General features: G+C 45.0%; 10 protein-coding genes. 4 read left to right on the top strand and 6 right to left on the bottom strand.

The window, feature by feature from the left end:
- Positions 1–25: 25 nt before the first annotated feature.
- Together KJ365_RS12735 and KJ365_RS12730 are read right to left on the bottom strand one after the other, a co-directional pair.
- On the bottom strand, positions 26–2,890 hold the full coding sequence (locus KJ365_RS12735; protein WP_214452047.1) for an EAL domain-containing protein: 2,865 nt from the start codon (positions 2,888–2,890) through the stop codon (positions 26–28).
- 107 nt (positions 2,891–2,997) lie between these two features.
- Positions 2,998–4,467 (bottom strand): protein adenylyltransferase SelO, encoded by a 1,470-nt coding sequence (locus KJ365_RS12730; RefSeq protein ID WP_214452046.1) that lies wholly within the window; start codon positions 4,465–4,467, stop codon positions 2,998–3,000.
- A gap of 143 nt (positions 4,468–4,610) precedes the next feature.
- On the opposite strand from KJ365_RS12730, the gene KJ365_RS12725 reads away from it, so the two are divergent.
- Both KJ365_RS12725 and KJ365_RS12720 read left to right on the top strand, forming a co-directional pair.
- Positions 4,611–4,988 (top strand): c-type cytochrome, encoded by a 378-nt coding sequence (locus tag KJ365_RS12725; protein ID WP_214452045.1) that lies wholly within the window; start codon positions 4,611–4,613, stop codon positions 4,986–4,988.
- Between the two features lie 107 nt (positions 4,989–5,095).
- Entirely contained in the window at positions 5,096–5,764 is a 669-nt protein-coding gene (locus KJ365_RS12720; RefSeq protein ID WP_214452044.1) for a glutathione S-transferase family protein, read from the top strand.
- A gap of 32 nt (positions 5,765–5,796) precedes the next feature.
- Here KJ365_RS12720 and recQ read toward each other — a convergent pair whose 3' ends face one another.
- Both recQ and KJ365_RS12710 read right to left on the bottom strand, forming a co-directional pair.
- The gene (recQ, locus tag KJ365_RS12715) at positions 5,797–7,623 is read right to left on the bottom strand and encodes a DNA helicase RecQ (RefSeq protein ID WP_214452043.1); all 1,827 of its coding nucleotides are present in this window, start codon (positions 7,621–7,623) and stop codon (positions 5,797–5,799) included.
- Positions 7,624–7,709: 86 nt separating this feature from the next.
- Positions 7,710–8,579 (bottom strand): substrate-binding periplasmic protein, encoded by an 870-nt coding sequence (locus KJ365_RS12710; RefSeq protein WP_214452042.1) that lies wholly within the window; start codon positions 8,577–8,579, stop codon positions 7,710–7,712.
- A gap of 327 nt (positions 8,580–8,906) precedes the next feature.
- On the opposite strand from KJ365_RS12710, the gene bktB reads away from it, so the two are divergent.
- Positions 8,907–10,091 carry a beta-ketothiolase BktB gene (bktB, locus tag KJ365_RS12705; protein WP_214452041.1) on the top strand — a complete coding sequence of 395 codons (1,185 nt, stop codon included), beginning with the start codon at positions 8,907–8,909 and terminating at the stop codon, positions 10,089–10,091.
- A 346-nt stretch (positions 10,092–10,437) separates the two neighbouring features.
- Here the strand turns inward: bktB and KJ365_RS12700 are convergent, their stop codons facing one another.
- Complete coding sequence (locus tag KJ365_RS12700; protein WP_214452040.1) at positions 10,438–11,199, bottom strand: exodeoxyribonuclease III; 762 nt, start codon at positions 11,197–11,199, stop codon at positions 10,438–10,440.
- Between the two features lie 279 nt (positions 11,200–11,478).
- On the opposite strand from KJ365_RS12700, the gene rarD reads away from it, so the two are divergent.
- Complete coding sequence (gene rarD, locus KJ365_RS12695) at positions 11,479–12,393, top strand: EamA family transporter RarD (protein ID WP_214452039.1); 915 nt, start codon at positions 11,479–11,481, stop codon at positions 12,391–12,393.
- A gap of 1 nt (position 12,394) precedes the next feature.
- Here rarD and KJ365_RS12690 read toward each other — a convergent pair whose 3' ends face one another.
- Positions 12,395–15,472 carry an efflux RND transporter permease subunit gene (locus KJ365_RS12690; protein WP_502793491.1) on the bottom strand — a complete coding sequence of 1,026 codons (3,078 nt, stop codon included), beginning with the start codon at positions 15,470–15,472 and terminating at the stop codon, positions 12,395–12,397.
- Positions 15,473–15,492: the final 20 nt, after the last annotated feature.

Below are 15,492 nucleotides of genomic sequence, written 5' to 3'. Positions count from 1 at the left end.
AAGTGTCTTGTTGTGATTTCCCACACTACTTGGAGTCAGTTTGGGTGTCTTTATACGCAGCATAATGCAGTAATGGTTCAGGCTTTGCAATGCAAAACCCCTGTGCATAGTCCACACCGAGCTTGGCGATTTGCACCATGATGTCTTTGGTTTCTACAAATTCAGCCACTGTTTTGATTTTCATTGCTTCGGCCACGTCGCGGATAGAAGTGACCATCGCTAGGTCTATTTTGTCATTCAAAATATCACGGATAAAGTTTCCATCGATTTTTAAATAGTCCACCGGCAGATTTTTCAAGTAGCTATAGCTTGAGAACCCTGTGCCAAAGTCATCTAACGCAAAGGTACATCCAAGCTTTTTAAACTCCTGCATAAATGCAATAGCATCGTTCATGCGGATAATCGCCATGGTCTCGGTGATCTCAAAGCATACTTTTTCATGAGGGATATGGTATTTCTCAAATGCGTTGAGCAAAAAGAAACGAAAATCATCGTCTGATAATGAAAAGCCAGACAGGTTAATGTTGACCTTCCCTAGTGATTTTATATATTCATTATTGGCATTTAGCCATGAAAAATACCCTTCGATCACGCACTTATCTATATGATGACTAATGTTAGCCTTCTCAGCACTAGACATAAAAAACTCTGGGGCCACCAAGTCATTCTCTTTGGTTCTCAATCGAACAAGAATCTCATAGTAGTCAAGCTCGTCAGCCTTGCCGAGTGGGCGATAATGCTGATAAAACAACTCAAAGCTTTCTTCTTTTAAAGCGCATTTAATTTCATTTACCCAGTACAAGTCCCGCTGATAACTTGAATGCATTTCCATGTCGGCTGAGTAAATATGAATCTTATCTCGTCCGCTTTCTTTGGCAATCAAACATGCGGTATCCGCAAAAGACAATAGCTCTTCACCACTGGGAATAGACGCTTCATACGCAGCAATACCAATGCTGACGCTCTGACTAAAGACATGTCTGTCCCATTTAAACTCAAACTTTCTGACTTGTGCTAATAGTGCTTGAGCAAGGCTGCGCAATTCGTTGCTGTTTTCAAAGCCAACGAGCAAACCAAATTGGTCAGCACTTAAACGTGCAAAGGGGTATTTGTCGCCTACAACTTCATACAGTTCATGGGATAGTTCTTTGATAAAGATATCGCCTGCCGAATGACCACAGGTGTCGTTGATCACTTTAAACTGGTCCACATCCAAAAATACTAAAGCGAATTTACCCACAAACGCATCAAGCCCTTTGATGCGATCATTCATGATTTGTAAAAAACAGCGGCGATTATATAAGCCAGTGAGTTGGTCATGAGTGTTCAAATACTGCAGGTTTATTTGGTGAAGGCGCCGCTCAGTAATATCAAAGAGCGAGCCAAAATGTAGGGTATTGTCTTCGACTTTTTTAAGCTGACATGAAATGCTGAACCAAAACTCAACTCCGTCGCTGCGTTTTCCTTTCACCTCTTTGCCCAGCACCGTTTGCTGAATACTGAGTTCGCCTAGCAGCAAATCAGCATCTTTGGTGTCGGCGAAAAAGCTTGCAAGATGACTGTGGCGCTGCAAAAAAGCTTCACTGTTTTGGTAACCAAACAATGAGCATATCGCTGGGTTAACGTGAATTAATTCACCGTTGGGTTTTGCGGTATAAAGGCCTTCAGCAGCATGTTGGAATAAGTCGTTATACTGCTGAAGTTTTGAAATTTGCTTGAGCTGAACCTTGCTGTTAACGACCTGTATTGATTGCTCTCGGCTGATAATAGCCACCCCAATTAACATGACGCCAATACAGGTAAAAACAAACGGGTAAGGAGCGGCAAACGATAAGTGACTGGTGTTATTGAGTAGAGCCAACATTTCTATCAGACCTACAATGCCTAAGGCGATCCAACCCAAGAAATATATAATCGCACTTCTTAGGTCCACACCCTTATGGTAAATCACCGTGGCGACTAATTTGCTGATAAAAAACAAACACGAAAAGACTAGCAAGGCCATGATCTGATAAAAATCATTGAAGATGAATATCCCAACTAATGGGAAGCATAGCAACGCATAATGCGCTCTTAGCCATAAGTTAGACACAGGCTCAAAGACAATGCGGGTGATTTTGATTGCCGCAAAAAGCGTAATAGTCAGGCTTACCGCGGTGAGTTCAGCGGCATAAGAGGGGAACATAAATAACATTGGTAATATACCCTCAGATGAGAGCATCGTAGTCATTGCTGCCACCGCAAATACGCAAAACCAAAAGCGAGCCGGAGTGTGGCGCAAGATATAGGTCAATAAAAAATAGGTCGCTAGCAATGACAGGCCACCACTCATCGCACCAATCAAAATCAGACGAATGTTGGATTGTGTGGTGTAAACATCTGTTTGCCACAGTTGCACAGGTATCACGCTAAAGCCATCGTCTTGTATTTGTAAATAGACCGTGAGTGTAGACGCGCTGCGAGAGGTAAATGCCATTTTAAAACCACTGCGGCTTAAGTTAGCTGCATTTGGCGTATCGTTTCTTAGGCGTGCCGATTGAATAATGCGAGATTGCTCATCAATCAAATATGCTTCTGCTCTATCAATAAAGGTATTGCCTGCGACTAGGGTTAACAACTTATTGCTGTTGGAGCTGTTGTTAATACTGAAACGGATCCACAATGACGCGTCTGGTGGAATATTGACCAATTCTTCGTGAGATTGCCACTCGTCCATTTGCATAAGGTCAGATAAGAGCAGGCTTTGTTCGGTGATTAAGAATTCGGCCTGTTCACTCACGTTCACCGATGTCTCAAAATCAGCTTCAACCGTATTTGCAGAGGCTTGAGAAAGCAATGCATGCAGTGCAAAGACACAAAAAAGAACAATGGATTTGAAGTGAGCTGTCATCCGAATATGTATAAGCCAAGCTATAAAAAAGACAATGGCTTTTGATAATACCAGAAAAATCCCTAATTCCTCTTAATTTGTAAAATATTTGCTAAGAAACCAACGATTTAACTGCTACACGACAACGCAATTCCTTTTTCATTTGCGTGAGGAGGCTGCGCAAATTCTGCAAACGTGGCGTTTGTTTCAAATGGATGACTAACAGCGTCAAGTAAGCGTTCACACACTGAAAAATCGTTTTGTTCAGCGGCAACAATCGCTTTTTGTAAATGATGATTACGCAGCACATATTTTGGATTGCACCCTAACATATCCTGTTGCATGTTGTGTATATCAATTCTAGGTCCGTTCGCTGGCTTATGATGAAGTAGCGCACCGTATTGTCGTGCCCAATTGCTCGCCCGCTCATGCTGCTCAAACACTCGCGTGAATGCACCTTCTTTGCCAGCAATAACATCGGGTAAGTGTTCAGACAATGCGCGAAAAGGAATATGATAATCGGCAAACTCATCCCTTAGCATTTGCGTAAACTCGTGTATGCAGTGCTGCGTGTTGTCGTTTATTGTCGTTCCTAGCCCCAAGCGTTTGTGCATCAAACGTTGGTAGGTTTCGATAAATAAAGGCTCAAATTCACTCAACGCTGCCTTTAAATCCTCTATTTCAACATACTGGCTAAAGCCATGCGCTAATGCATTTAAGTTCCACAAAGCGATGCTAGGTTGTTGGTCAAATGCATAGCGTCCGCTGTGATCTGAGTGATTACAAATATAGTTGGGAATAAAGTCATCTAAAAATGCATACGGACCATAGTCAAAGGTAATGCCGTGAATCGACATATTGTCGGTATTCATTACTCCGTGGTTAAAGCCATATGCTTGCCAATGGGCAATTAATGTTGCGGTGTTTTGCACAATTTCGGTGAGCATGCCTAAGTGGGGGTTGTGGCTATCTTTTAGGTGCGAAAAGTGATGTTCAAAACAAAACTCAAACAAACTGTCTAGTTTTGTTTTTTCATTGCTGTAATGAAAATATTCAAAATGCCCAAAGCGGATATGGCTAGGGCAAGTGCGAATCATCATTGCGCCGGGTTCAAGCTTTTCACGCATTACCGGCTCTTCGCTTGCAATTAAGCACAATGATCGTGAAGAAGGTATGCCCAATGCATGCAATGCTTCAGAACCAATGTATTCACGAACTGTCGAACGCAATACAGCGCGTCCATCTGCATGGCGACTATATGGGGTGGGGCCTGCGCCTTTCAAATGCAAATCGCAAAGTGTATTTTGTGGGGTCACAATTTCACCTAAAAGCAATCCGCGACCATCTCCTAGTTGAGGGTTCCAGTGACCAAACTGATGCCCGCCGTATTTTTGCGCTACGCTGCGTAACGCGCCTTGTTTTGACACAGAGAATAACATGGCCAGTAGATGTTCATCGCCAAGGGCATCGCCATCTATTCCTAATGATTTAGCTAGGTCAAGGTTGCGCATCGCCACTCGTGGGCGAGCAACTGCTAAAGGGTGCACTGGGCTGCATAAATCAGCTAATTCGCTGGCATAAAAATGGTGTAATTGCATGTATCGTCCGCAAATTTGGCGTTTTTAAAACCGCGCTTAAAGTAGAACTACACCGATAGAAAGTATAGCGTGTTGCAATATCAGGTAGTATATTAACTACTGATCTCGTATGTCTACAGGTCACTTTAAGGAGATAAACGACGATGCAATATCAATTCGCCAAGCGAATAACGAGGCTTGTTCAACTTGGATGTGTGGCTTGCTTATTTTCGGTGCTAGTCGGCTGTGGCAAACCGGCCATGTCAGGGGACCCGCAACTCGGCGAAGACAAATCGACGATGTGTGCGCAGTGTCATGGAAGAAACGGTATCTCCATCGTACCTATTTATCCAAATTTGGCCGGCCAAAAAGAGCAGTACCTGGTGCTTTCATTAAAAGCATACCGTTCTGGTGAGCGCGTGAATATGGCTATGACACCTCATGCTCGAAAGCTCAGCGATGAGGACATTGCCGATTTAGCCGCGTATTACGCCAATATGGATCCGCGAGGCGGGCAGGCGTCTGATCACGATAAGCCTTAACAATGCTAACGCATCATAGTCGATACTATGTCACCTGAAACGAACCATTAACGCCTATTTGGAGTAAGGATGTAAACGCTAAGTCTTTTATTAATAGGATAAAAAGTATGTTTACCTTACATCATCTTATGGAATCACGGTCACAGCGCATTGTGTGGCTGCTCGAAATGGTCGGCGCAGAATACGAAATAAAGGCCTATCGACGAGATCCAGTGACTAACTTGGCACCAGAGGCTTACAAAAAGCTACATAGCTTAGGCGCTGCTCCCCTGCTTGAACATGGTGATTTGATGCTTGCAGAATCAGGCGCCATTTGCGAGTACATCGTCCAGCAAACGGGCACCGATGAATTGCTCTGCAAAGCCGATCCAAAAGCCCACATTGATGTGCAATTTTGGTCACATTTCAGTGAAGGCAGTTTTCTTCCACCGTTAGTAACCTCTATGGTGCTGAACAAAGCGCGCGAAAAGGCAAAACCATTTTTTGTTAAATTCATTGCTAATAAAATCATTGACGCCATCATGGACGCTTACTTTGGCAAAGTTATTGCGCGAAACCTCGCTTACGTAGAAGCGCACTTAGCTAAGTCGGCGTATTTTGTAGGAGATACCCCTACGGTAGCGGATGTGCAGATGAGCTTTGGACTTGAGGCGTTACAAAAATCAGGAAAACTGACGTCATTTCCGAATATGACAGCATACGTCGCAAGGCTGCACGCCTTGGAGTCGTATCAAAGTGCCATGAGCAAAATGGCAGAGGCTGAAGCTCAAGCCTAGGCGCAGTAATTCATCTATAAAGGCGGCTGTACTTACAAAGTCGCCTGATAGTCTTTTATCAATCCAATGAAGGCATCACCGTATTGCTCTAATTTCTTTTCTCCAACACCCGTGATATTCAAAAATGCGCTTACTGTAGTGGGCTGAGTTTGCGCCATGTCGGCTAAGCTTGCGTCACTGAAAATGATAAAAGCGGGCTTGTCTAACTCATCGGCAAGCAGCTTACGCAAAGCTTTGAGTTTATCGAACAACTTGCCGTCGATGTTCGTAGGTGCGTACTGGGTTTGTGTGTTTGGTTTGACGGACAGTTTCGGGACGGCCAATTCAACACGTTTTTCGCCCTTCAATACCTGTCTGGCGCTAGGCGTCAAACATAAAATACCTGACCGCGTCATATCAATTCTGACTAGCCCTACGTGGATGAGCTGCTGAATAATATTATGCCAATAGCTGTCGCTTTGGCCTTTGCCAATAGCATAAGTAGATAGCTCGTGATAATTCGCCTCGATAATGCGTTTGTGCTGCATACCTCTTAGCACGTCGATAACAAGCTGGGTGCTCGTATCGAGCTGCAATCGGTAAATACACGAAAGCACCTTTTGGGCATCTGTAGTGCCATCAAACATCTTGGGCGGGTCAAGGCAAATGTCGCAATTACCGCAAGGTCGGTCGCGGTAGTCTGCGAAGTAATTTAGCAGCACTTGGCGCCGACAGGTTTGAGATTCAGCAAAGGATTGCATAGCATTAAACTTATGCATCTCAATGGCAAATCGCTCTTGGGTGCTGCCGTCCGCTATCCATTTTTTGATGCGTGCGCCGTCTCGCTCATCATATAGCAGCAAGGCTTCACTGGGCATACCGTCTCGGCCAGCACGCCCGGTTTCTTGGTAGAATGCTTCAACACTGCGGGGCACATCGTGGTGAACAACAAAACGGACGTTCGATTTATTAATGCCCATACCAAAGGCAACGGTTGCTACCACTACTTGCAAGTTATCTTTTAGAAATTGATTTTGCACAAGTTCACGCATATCAGCGTCACGCCCTGCATGATAGGCGTCACATCGAATGCCTGCTTGCGTTAGCTTAGCGGTTAAGTCGTCTACTTTAGCGCGGCTATTGCAATATACAATGCCACTGTTACCTTGTTGTTGACGAACAAATTTGACCACTTGGTCAAATCCTTTGTATTTGCGCAATAGGTTGTATCGGATATTGGGACGATCAAAGCCACCTTTATGCACATACGCATCTTGCATGCAAAGCTGATATTGGATGTCATGCTGGGTTGCTATATCAGCCGTGGCAGTAAGGGCAATCATGGGGATATTAGGCAGAGATTGTTTCAATCGGCCTAGCTCACGATAGTCTTTTCTAAAATCATGACCCCAATGGCTGACGCAGTGTGCTTCGTCAACAGCAAGCAAGCTGATATGACACTGTTTTAAAACATTTAAAAAAGAGTACTGTAGGGCTCTCTCTGGTGCTACATAGAGCAAGTCTAGGTTGCCCTTTTGCAAATCGTCAATCACGCGCCATGCTTCTTCAGATGTTAGGCTGGAATTGAGATAAGCCGCGCTTACGCCCTGTTCCTTAAGTTGTTGAACTTGGTCATGCATGAGTGAAATAAGGGGAGAAATAACCAACGCTGTGCCGTTTAGCACCAGCGCGGGGACTTGGTAGCATAGCGACTTTCCGCCCCCAGTGGGCAACAAAATCAAGCTGTCTTTTCCAGCGAGAATTTGCTCAATAACCTGCCATTGACCGTCGCGAAAGCTATCGAAACCAAAGGTTTGTTTGAGCACTTTTAAACAACGATGATGTGCTTCATCAATAGCGACTGAGGTAATTGCGTTCAATGTTTTTTCAGATAATTTTCAATACACTCAGTTTACTGAATTTCGTGAATAAAATCATGCTGTACTTGCGATAAGTACCAGTAACTTTATCGGATCGACTTTGCGCATTCTTCCCAGATATCTAGGTTATTGAGGATGCCTTTTTGCTCCGGTTGAATAGGGCGAATGTATTTCGCTTCTATGGTCGAAAGCATATTTTGTTCAGTTAAGGTTTCATAACTGCGTTGCAATGCTGTAACGATGGATGAGTCAGTTTCTAAATTTAGCGCTAGAAAGTTGCCGTTTAGGAGTTGTTTGTCGATGACATGAACCGGTGTTACTTCATGCAAAGCCAGTTCAGCTTGGGTAAGTTGATGCTCTATGGTCAATGCAGAGCCAATAATAAAGTCTACCCGTTGCGCCGCAAATGGTCTCACATCCCCATTCTTTGTGGGGAACAAAATCAGGTTTTTAGTTCTAGTAAAACCCAGTGCCTCTAATATTTTTTCGTACGCATTGTCGCGTGCCGTGCCCATAGTATATTGGGATAATGAAGCCTGGTCTTTTATCTGAATATCGTCCCTCGAGGATAATTTAAAAATGCAGCTTTGGCCGGAAGATACTGGTCCAATCCAAGAAAATAACTCGCGACGTTCTTTGGTGCGAGCGGCAGATATAAGGCCGCTATTCTTGTTGTTTTGCGCTGCTCTAAAGGAGCGATTCCAAGGGTATAGTGTAAACTCGCACTGAATGTTAGCCAGCTCACACATTGCCTGCACAAACTCAACGTTTATGCCTTGTAACTTGCCGTCGTTAATGTAGTTATAGGGAGGAAAGGTTTCGGTATAAATTTTTAGGTGTTTTTGACCCGTTAGCTCGCTATCTGGGTTTTGTGCCACAGCATGAGATTTTGGCAGGGATAGTGTGAGCATTAACACCATAAGTGCCACGCTTTTTGACGCAGAAATTATATTCACGCTTAGCATTTTATAGAGCAACCTTCAGTCTTGTTTCGTTGAAAGATCTGATCAGGTTCGTATCGCTAGTTATCGTTTAGCTGCTATATCACAGCTTCGACGTATTGATGCGATGTGCACTCCCAATAACTCTTAACGGCAGCTTGCTTCGCTTTATGAGGGAAAAGTTGTGCCAATAGTTAAAGCGCGAGCTTATATAGGTAATTGGTATCTCTACCACTAATGTCTGTGATCAGCGCCTTTAAAAATTTATCAATTCCATATACCTTATGATGGTAGGAAAAGTAGTAATTATTAATCCCAGTTTAATTTAGATGGAATGTAACCATGAGTGTAAATAGCGTTGTAGTTTTAAGTGCCGTACGTTCGGCAATTGGTACCTTTAGCGGCAGTCTTAAAGGTATAGAGCCTTGCGAATTAGCAGGTCAAGTCCTTAAGCAAGGCATAGCTGCATCAGGTGTTGAGGCGGAAAAATATGAGTCAGTGGTAGTGGGTAATACTATTCCTACTGAATCGCGCTTTCCTTATGTTGCTCGCGTTGCGTCAATTCAAGCTGGGATGTCACTAAATTCAACGGCTATGGCGCTAAATCGCCTATGTAGTTCAGGTTTGCAAGCGGTAGTAAATTCTGCTCAAGGGATCATGTTAGGGGACCATGAGCTGGCCATTGGTGGTGGTGTAGAAAATATGTCTCGCGGTGGTTATCTATCAACCGCGATGCGTGCTGGCGCAAGAATGGGTGATACATCCATGACGGATATGATGGTAGCTGCGCTTACCGACCCATTTGGTGTAGGTCATATGGGTATTACTGCAGAGAATTTGGCTACGAAATGGGACATCACGCGTGAGCAACAAGATATATTCGCAGCGCAATCTCATGCACGGGCACAAGCAGCTATTGATGCGGGATACTTCACAGGGCAAATCGTACCTGTTGAATTAGTCAGTCGCAAAGGCAGCACGTTTTTCTCTGTCGATGAACACGTAAAAGCCGGTACAACAGCAGAAGGCTTGAGCGGTATGCGTCCTGCATTTAAAAAAGACGGCAGTGTCACCGCAGGGAATGCATCAGGCATTAATGATGGCGCGTCGTTCTTAACGCTAGCGAGTGAAAAATATGCCAGTAGTAATAACTTAGCGCCAATTGCTCGCATTGTATCGTATGCCGTTGCCGGTGTGCCAAACGATGTAATGGGCGAAGGCCCGATCCCAGCATCAAAAGCTGCGCTTGCAAAAGCCGGATTAACTATTGCTGATATGGATGTTGTCGAGTCAAACGAGGCGTTTGCGGCACAAGCACTGACCGTAGCAAAAGGTTTAGATTTAGACCCAGCAAAAACCAACCCAAATGGCGGCGCAATTGCCTTAGGACACCCAATTGGCGCGTCTGGTGCGGTAATCGCGACCAAAGCTATTCATGAGTTACAACGCGTGGGTGGTAAATATGCCCTAGCAACCATGTGTATTGGTGGTGGTCAAGGGATTGCCATGATTTTTGAGCGCATATAACCCCGTTTTACTTTCAAGCTTCAAAAGGACGCTCACTGCGTCCTTTTTCGTTTTAAATGAAGCATGGTCCTGAGAGCATATTCTATTTGATATCGACACGTGCCCAGGCAAGTATGACGCGATTATTCCTTATGAGGCGCTAGAAACCGAATTGGTAGAGATAGCCGCTAGCTTACACTTACCCGCTCATACCTTATCTACAAGCAACGCCACCGATTTAACATCGACAGCAGTGTTCACACGTGACATCCTCGACAAGTTGCGTGCTTGATACCAGCTGGATATTGTCTTATTTAACTTTGAATTCCCACAGCACGATGAAAGTGAGGCACCTAATAACGCGCAATTAAGATAACAAAAGGCTCACCGGGCAATGATCTGAGCCAAATATATCATTGTGGATATCTGCGCTCTTGATTTGTGCCTTTAACTGCTCAGACACTAAGAAGTAGTCAATCCTCCAGCCAACATTACGCTCTCTGGCCCCAGCGCGATAGCTGAACCAGCTGTACTTTTCAGCATCTGGATGGATATGGCGGAAGGAATCTATGAAACCTGCCGCCGTGAGGTTATCAATACCGTCTATTTCTTCCTGCATATAACCTGCACTTTTATTATAGTTTGGCTTTGGGCGAGCAAGGTCAATATCTTTGTGCGCGACGTTTAAGTCCCCGCAGACTATCACCGGTTTTTGTTGTTCGAGTATTTTCACATATGCCAGAAAATCAGCATCCCACTGTTGTCGATAAGACAGTCTTCTTAAGTCATTTCCAGAGTTTGGAGTATAAACGGTAACAAGGTAGAAGGCCTCATATTCAGCGCATAATACTCTGCCTTCTTGGTCATGCTCTTCAATACCAATATCTTGTGTGACACTTAAAGGGGCGTTGCGGGTAATGATACTTGTGCCAGAGTAACCTTTTTTGACCGCCGAATTGGTAAATATGTGGTATCCGTCAAGGGCGTCTAATGCTTCAAGCACCTGGTCGTCTTGAGCTTTTGTTTCTTGTAAACACAGCACGTCGCAGTCCATATTTGCAAAAGAGGTAAAAAAGTCTTTTTTGACTGCGGCTCGAATGCCGTTGACGTTCCAAGATACAAGCTTCATTAGATGCTCCCTTAGTGAAAATAATAAATGACAGCGTATTGTCAGTGTCTCGGCCATTACTAATGGCCTTCTGCTCGAATGCGCGACACTCTACCACTGTCCAAATGACTTTTCATCTTGTCGTCACCGCATAATTTTGTAAATTTATCCGCACCGACTCTGGCACTAGGTTTTTAGGCTATATTTTATACAAAATAAGCGGTTGCTTATGAATGCGGTTTATTCCACAATCCGCGCCACTAAAGCGTCTCTACTTTTCAATCAAGGAACCACAGGTTAGTGAATCAAGCCAGTCAAACCAAAGCAGGCATCTTATTTGCTGTTGCTGCCTACACAATGTGGGGCATTGCGCCTATTTATTTTAAGGCACTCACTTATGTGCCAGCTGCTGAGATATTAATGCATCGCGTGATTTGGTCAGTTGTGGTGCTGGTTATTCTGATTGTGGGTTTAAAGCATTTAGGCAAAGTCAGGGCTGCATTAAAATCACGACGCGTGATAGGAACGCTACTACTCGCAGGGTTTTTACTGGCGGGGAATTGGTTGTTATTTATATGGTCGGTCAATAACAACTATTTGCTTGAAGCAAGTTTAGGGTATTTTATTAACCCGTTAATTAATGTGTTCCTTGGTCGTATCTTCTTAGGCGAGCAATTGCGACCTATTCAAAAACTTGCCGTGGGTATTGCGATGGTAGGCGTCGGCTTATTGGTAGTGTCTTATGGTCAGCCACCATGGATTGCCCTAACGCTCGCTTGTAGCTTCAGTGTGTATGGATTATTGCGTAAACAAGTTGCCGTGGATTCGATGCCGGGCCTATTTGTCGAAACCAGCATGATGTTGCCCGTTGCGTTAGTCTATTATGCGTTTTTTGCGACGCAAACTGCTGATTTGACTGCAAACAGTGCTCAGTTGAACACCTTATTGTTATTCGCTGGTATTGTCACCACAGCGCCTTTGCTGTGTTTCACCGCAGCGGCTAGACGAATTCAGTACTCCACGTTAGGCATGATTCAGTACATAGGCCCTAGCATTATGTTTGTTTTAGCTATTGTTATTTACAAGGAGTCGCTTAGCCAAGCGCGCTTAACAACCTTTGTGATGGTATGGACGGCGCTTGCCATCTTTACCTATGATAGCGTTCGTCACTTTCATAAAAACCGGCCTCGTAAGTCCACTACTCGACCGGTTTAACTTAGTTAGCGCCTTGTATTAATGGCCTGTTAGCGAGAGCCTCTTTCTCGTCATCGTTGCGATGATCTGAGGCTAAGGCCATGTATACGCTTGGCAGTACAAGCAGGGTAAACAAGGTTCCAACGAGCATCCCAGCCACCAAGATGATACCAATGCTATTTCTTGCTTCAGCTCCAGGTCCGGTGACTAGCACCAGCGGAAAGTGACCGAGTACGGTTGCGGCGGTGGTCATCAATACCGGCCTCAAACGTATCTTTGCGGCAGCTTGAATAGCGGCGAGTTTTTCAAGCCCTTGGCGCTGCATATGATTGGCAAATTCAACAATTAGAATACCGTTTTTCGCAATCAACCCTACTAGCGTAATAAAGCCCACTTGGGAATAAATATTGATGGTAGTGAAGTCTAAAAATGCAAACATGATGGCGCCAGACAAGGCTAGTGGCACTGAGCCTAGCAAGACCACCAATGGGTCACGCAAGCTGTTAAATTGCACGGCCAGCACCAAATAAACAAATACCAACGCGACCAACAGCACGCCTTCTAGGGTATTGCCTTCTAAGCGTATTTGCCGTGATTCGCCTGCATAGTCGGTAGTGTAGGTCGATGGAAGAACCTCTGTTGCAATGTCCTCTAATATGCTTAAGCCTTGCTCTTTTGTGACATCGGGGCGAACTTCGCCAAATATTTTAAAAGCATTTTTTTGCTGAAATTTCGCTAACACCCGTGGTGCTGTTTCAGTTTCAAGACTGGCGATTGAACGTATGGGGATCATATCTCCAGATGGCGCTCTGACTTGTAAGTCTAAAATGGCATTGGGATTAAGCCGCTCACTCTCCGCTAACATGGGAATAACCCGGTAAGCCCGTCCGTCTTGGTTATAACGGTTAACAAAATTGCCTGATAATAGTGTTGAGAGCTGACGGCTGACTGACGAAAGATCCATACCTAAATCTGCAATGCGATCGCGTTTTAATACAAAACGTGCTTGCGGAAGGTCTATTTTAAGGTCGGTATCAACGAAAATGAACTTGCCGGTTGCATTTGCCTTAGCAAGCATTTGGTCCGCATAGGGTTTCATCTCGGTGTATGCATCGGTGCTTTGTACGACAAACTCTACTGAAAAGTTACCAGAGGTGGGTAATGCTGAATCTAGTACGGGTAAAGCTTTGACCCCTGGAATAGCGTTTAGCGCCAAAAAGGCCTGAAAACTCATATCCTGAACGCTTTGCTCTCGCTCGTTGACCGGTACGAAATCCACACCTGAAAAACCACCAGCGGGATTCATAATTTGCCACATAAAAGTCGCCCCCTCGAGCTCCTTCATGGTTTCTACTACCTGATCCATATGCTTTAAGGTGTAATCGATAGAGGCGTCTGGCGCCGACTCAATAATCACCGAGATCCCCGATTGGTCTTCGGTAGGCGCTAGCTCTTTAAGCGACAATAAATAAAAGGGGATGGTGAGCAAAGACAAAAAGATAGCGGCAAACAACACCTGCTGTTTGTATTCAATCGTGCGCAATAAAATACGGCCATACTTTTCTTGTAAGATTTCAAAAACACGATTTACCTTACGTGTGACCTTACCTTCTTTGCCGCCCTCAGGGCATGCATAGGCACTCATAATAGGGGAGAGTGTGAGTGCTACAATCCCTGAAATAATGACCGCAATGGCAAGCGTAAAAGCAAACTCTTTAAATAATGCGCCAGTTAAACCTGATAACAAACCGATAGGAGCATACACCGCAGCAAGCGTAACCGTCATGCTGATAATGGGCGAGAGCAATTGCCTTGAACTCGCCAGCGCAGCTTGTACTCGTCCCATGCCCGAGCGCATATAACGAGCGACGTTTTCTACTACCACAATGGCGTCGTCTACGACCAAACCAACCGACAACACTATGGCTAAAATAGTCAATAGGTTCAGTGAAAAGCCTGCGAGTGAAATCGCCGCAATCGCACCGAGTATCGAGATTGGGATAGTGACTAATGGCACCAAGGCTGTTCTAAACGAACCCATCATGGCTAGCACTACAATGCCAACCAATATGACGGTTTCAATCAAGGTGATGAATATTTCACGAAGCGCATCTCGCATGTAGATGGTGCCGTCATAGCCATCGGTAATACTCAAACCTTTAGGCAGTGTTTTGTTGATTTCGTCAATCATCACGTATACGCGATCACCAATCTCTATCTCATTTGCACCCGGTAGAGGCCAAACTGAGATATACAGCACTATATCTTCATCTAAACGTGCGGTAACGACACCCTCTTCTTCACCAATGACAACATCGGCGATATCACTGATGCGTATTTGCACGCCGTTGCGCTCTGTAACTACCAAGTTTTCAAATTCCTCGACCGAGGTGAGGTTGGTATCGGTAAGCAGCGCAATGCGCTGTTGGTCGTTTTCGCTATTGCCAAAGGTGGCGATGAGATTATTTGCCCTTAGCGCATTGGCTACATCATCTGCGGCTACGTCAAAGGCAGCCATTCGAGTAGGGTCGAGCCAAATACGCATTGCCGGATTACGTCCGCCCTCTAAGCCGATGCGCTGGACGCCCGGAATGGAGGCGAGGGTGGGCGATACATTTCGTGAAAGATAGTCGGTTACTTCTAGTCGAGACATATCGGCGACGTCTTCATCGTAATTGACGGTGAGGTAAAACACTGCGAAAGGTCGGTCGGCACGTACCACCTGGATGGCGGGGTCTTCGGCGCCCTCGGGCAGTTCAAAGCGGATTTGGTCGATACGGGCAGATAGCTCAGCGAGAGCAGCAGAACTGTCTTCGTTTAATCTAAGCCATACAGTGACGGTGCTCAGACCAGGTGTGGTATTGGAATCAACATAATCTACGCCGGGCACCGACGATGCGGCACGTTCAATAGGTTCGGTAATAAAGCCTTTGATGGTTTCAGCCGACGCGCCTACATAAGGCGTGGTGATTTGAATCGATGCACTACTGATTTGCGGGAACTGCAATACAGGGATAGCAAAAAATGCACGCATTCCAATTAAAACGATGGCGAGGGATACGACTACCGCTAGGATCGGACGCTTTGAAAAAATGTCCATCACGCTAGGTGTGTTAATCA

This window comes from Glaciecola sp. XM2 (assembly GCF_018595715.1).
GTDB lineage: Bacteria > Pseudomonadota > Gammaproteobacteria > Enterobacterales > Alteromonadaceae > Glaciecola.
Note: the sequence above shows the minus strand (reverse complement) of the source record. Positions and strands in the feature narration are given on the sequence as shown.

Excerpts from the sequence above, each read along its gene's own strand:
- KJ365_RS12730 (WP_214452046.1), bottom strand. The coding sequence starts at position 4,467 with ATGCAATTACACCATTTTTATGCCAGCGAATTAGCTGATTTATGCAGC.
- KJ365_RS12725 (WP_214452045.1), top strand. The coding sequence starts at position 4,611 with ATGCAATATCAATTCGCCAAGCGAATAACGAGGCTTGTTCAACTTGGA.
- KJ365_RS12720 (WP_214452044.1), top strand. The coding sequence starts at position 5,096 with ATGTTTACCTTACATCATCTTATGGAATCACGGTCACAGCGCATTGTG.
- KJ365_RS12690 (WP_502793491.1), bottom strand. The coding sequence starts at position 15,472 with ATGGACATTTTTTCAAAGCGTCCGATCCTAGCGGTAGTCGTATCCCTC.
- KJ365_RS12735 (WP_214452047.1), bottom strand. The coding sequence starts at position 2,890 with ATGACAGCTCACTTCAAATCCATTGTTCTTTTTTGTGTCTTTGCACTG.
- bktB (WP_214452041.1), top strand. The coding sequence starts at position 8,907 with ATGAGTGTAAATAGCGTTGTAGTTTTAAGTGCCGTACGTTCGGCAATT.
- KJ365_RS12700 (WP_214452040.1), bottom strand. The coding sequence starts at position 11,199 with ATGAAGCTTGTATCTTGGAACGTCAACGGCATTCGAGCCGCAGTCAAA.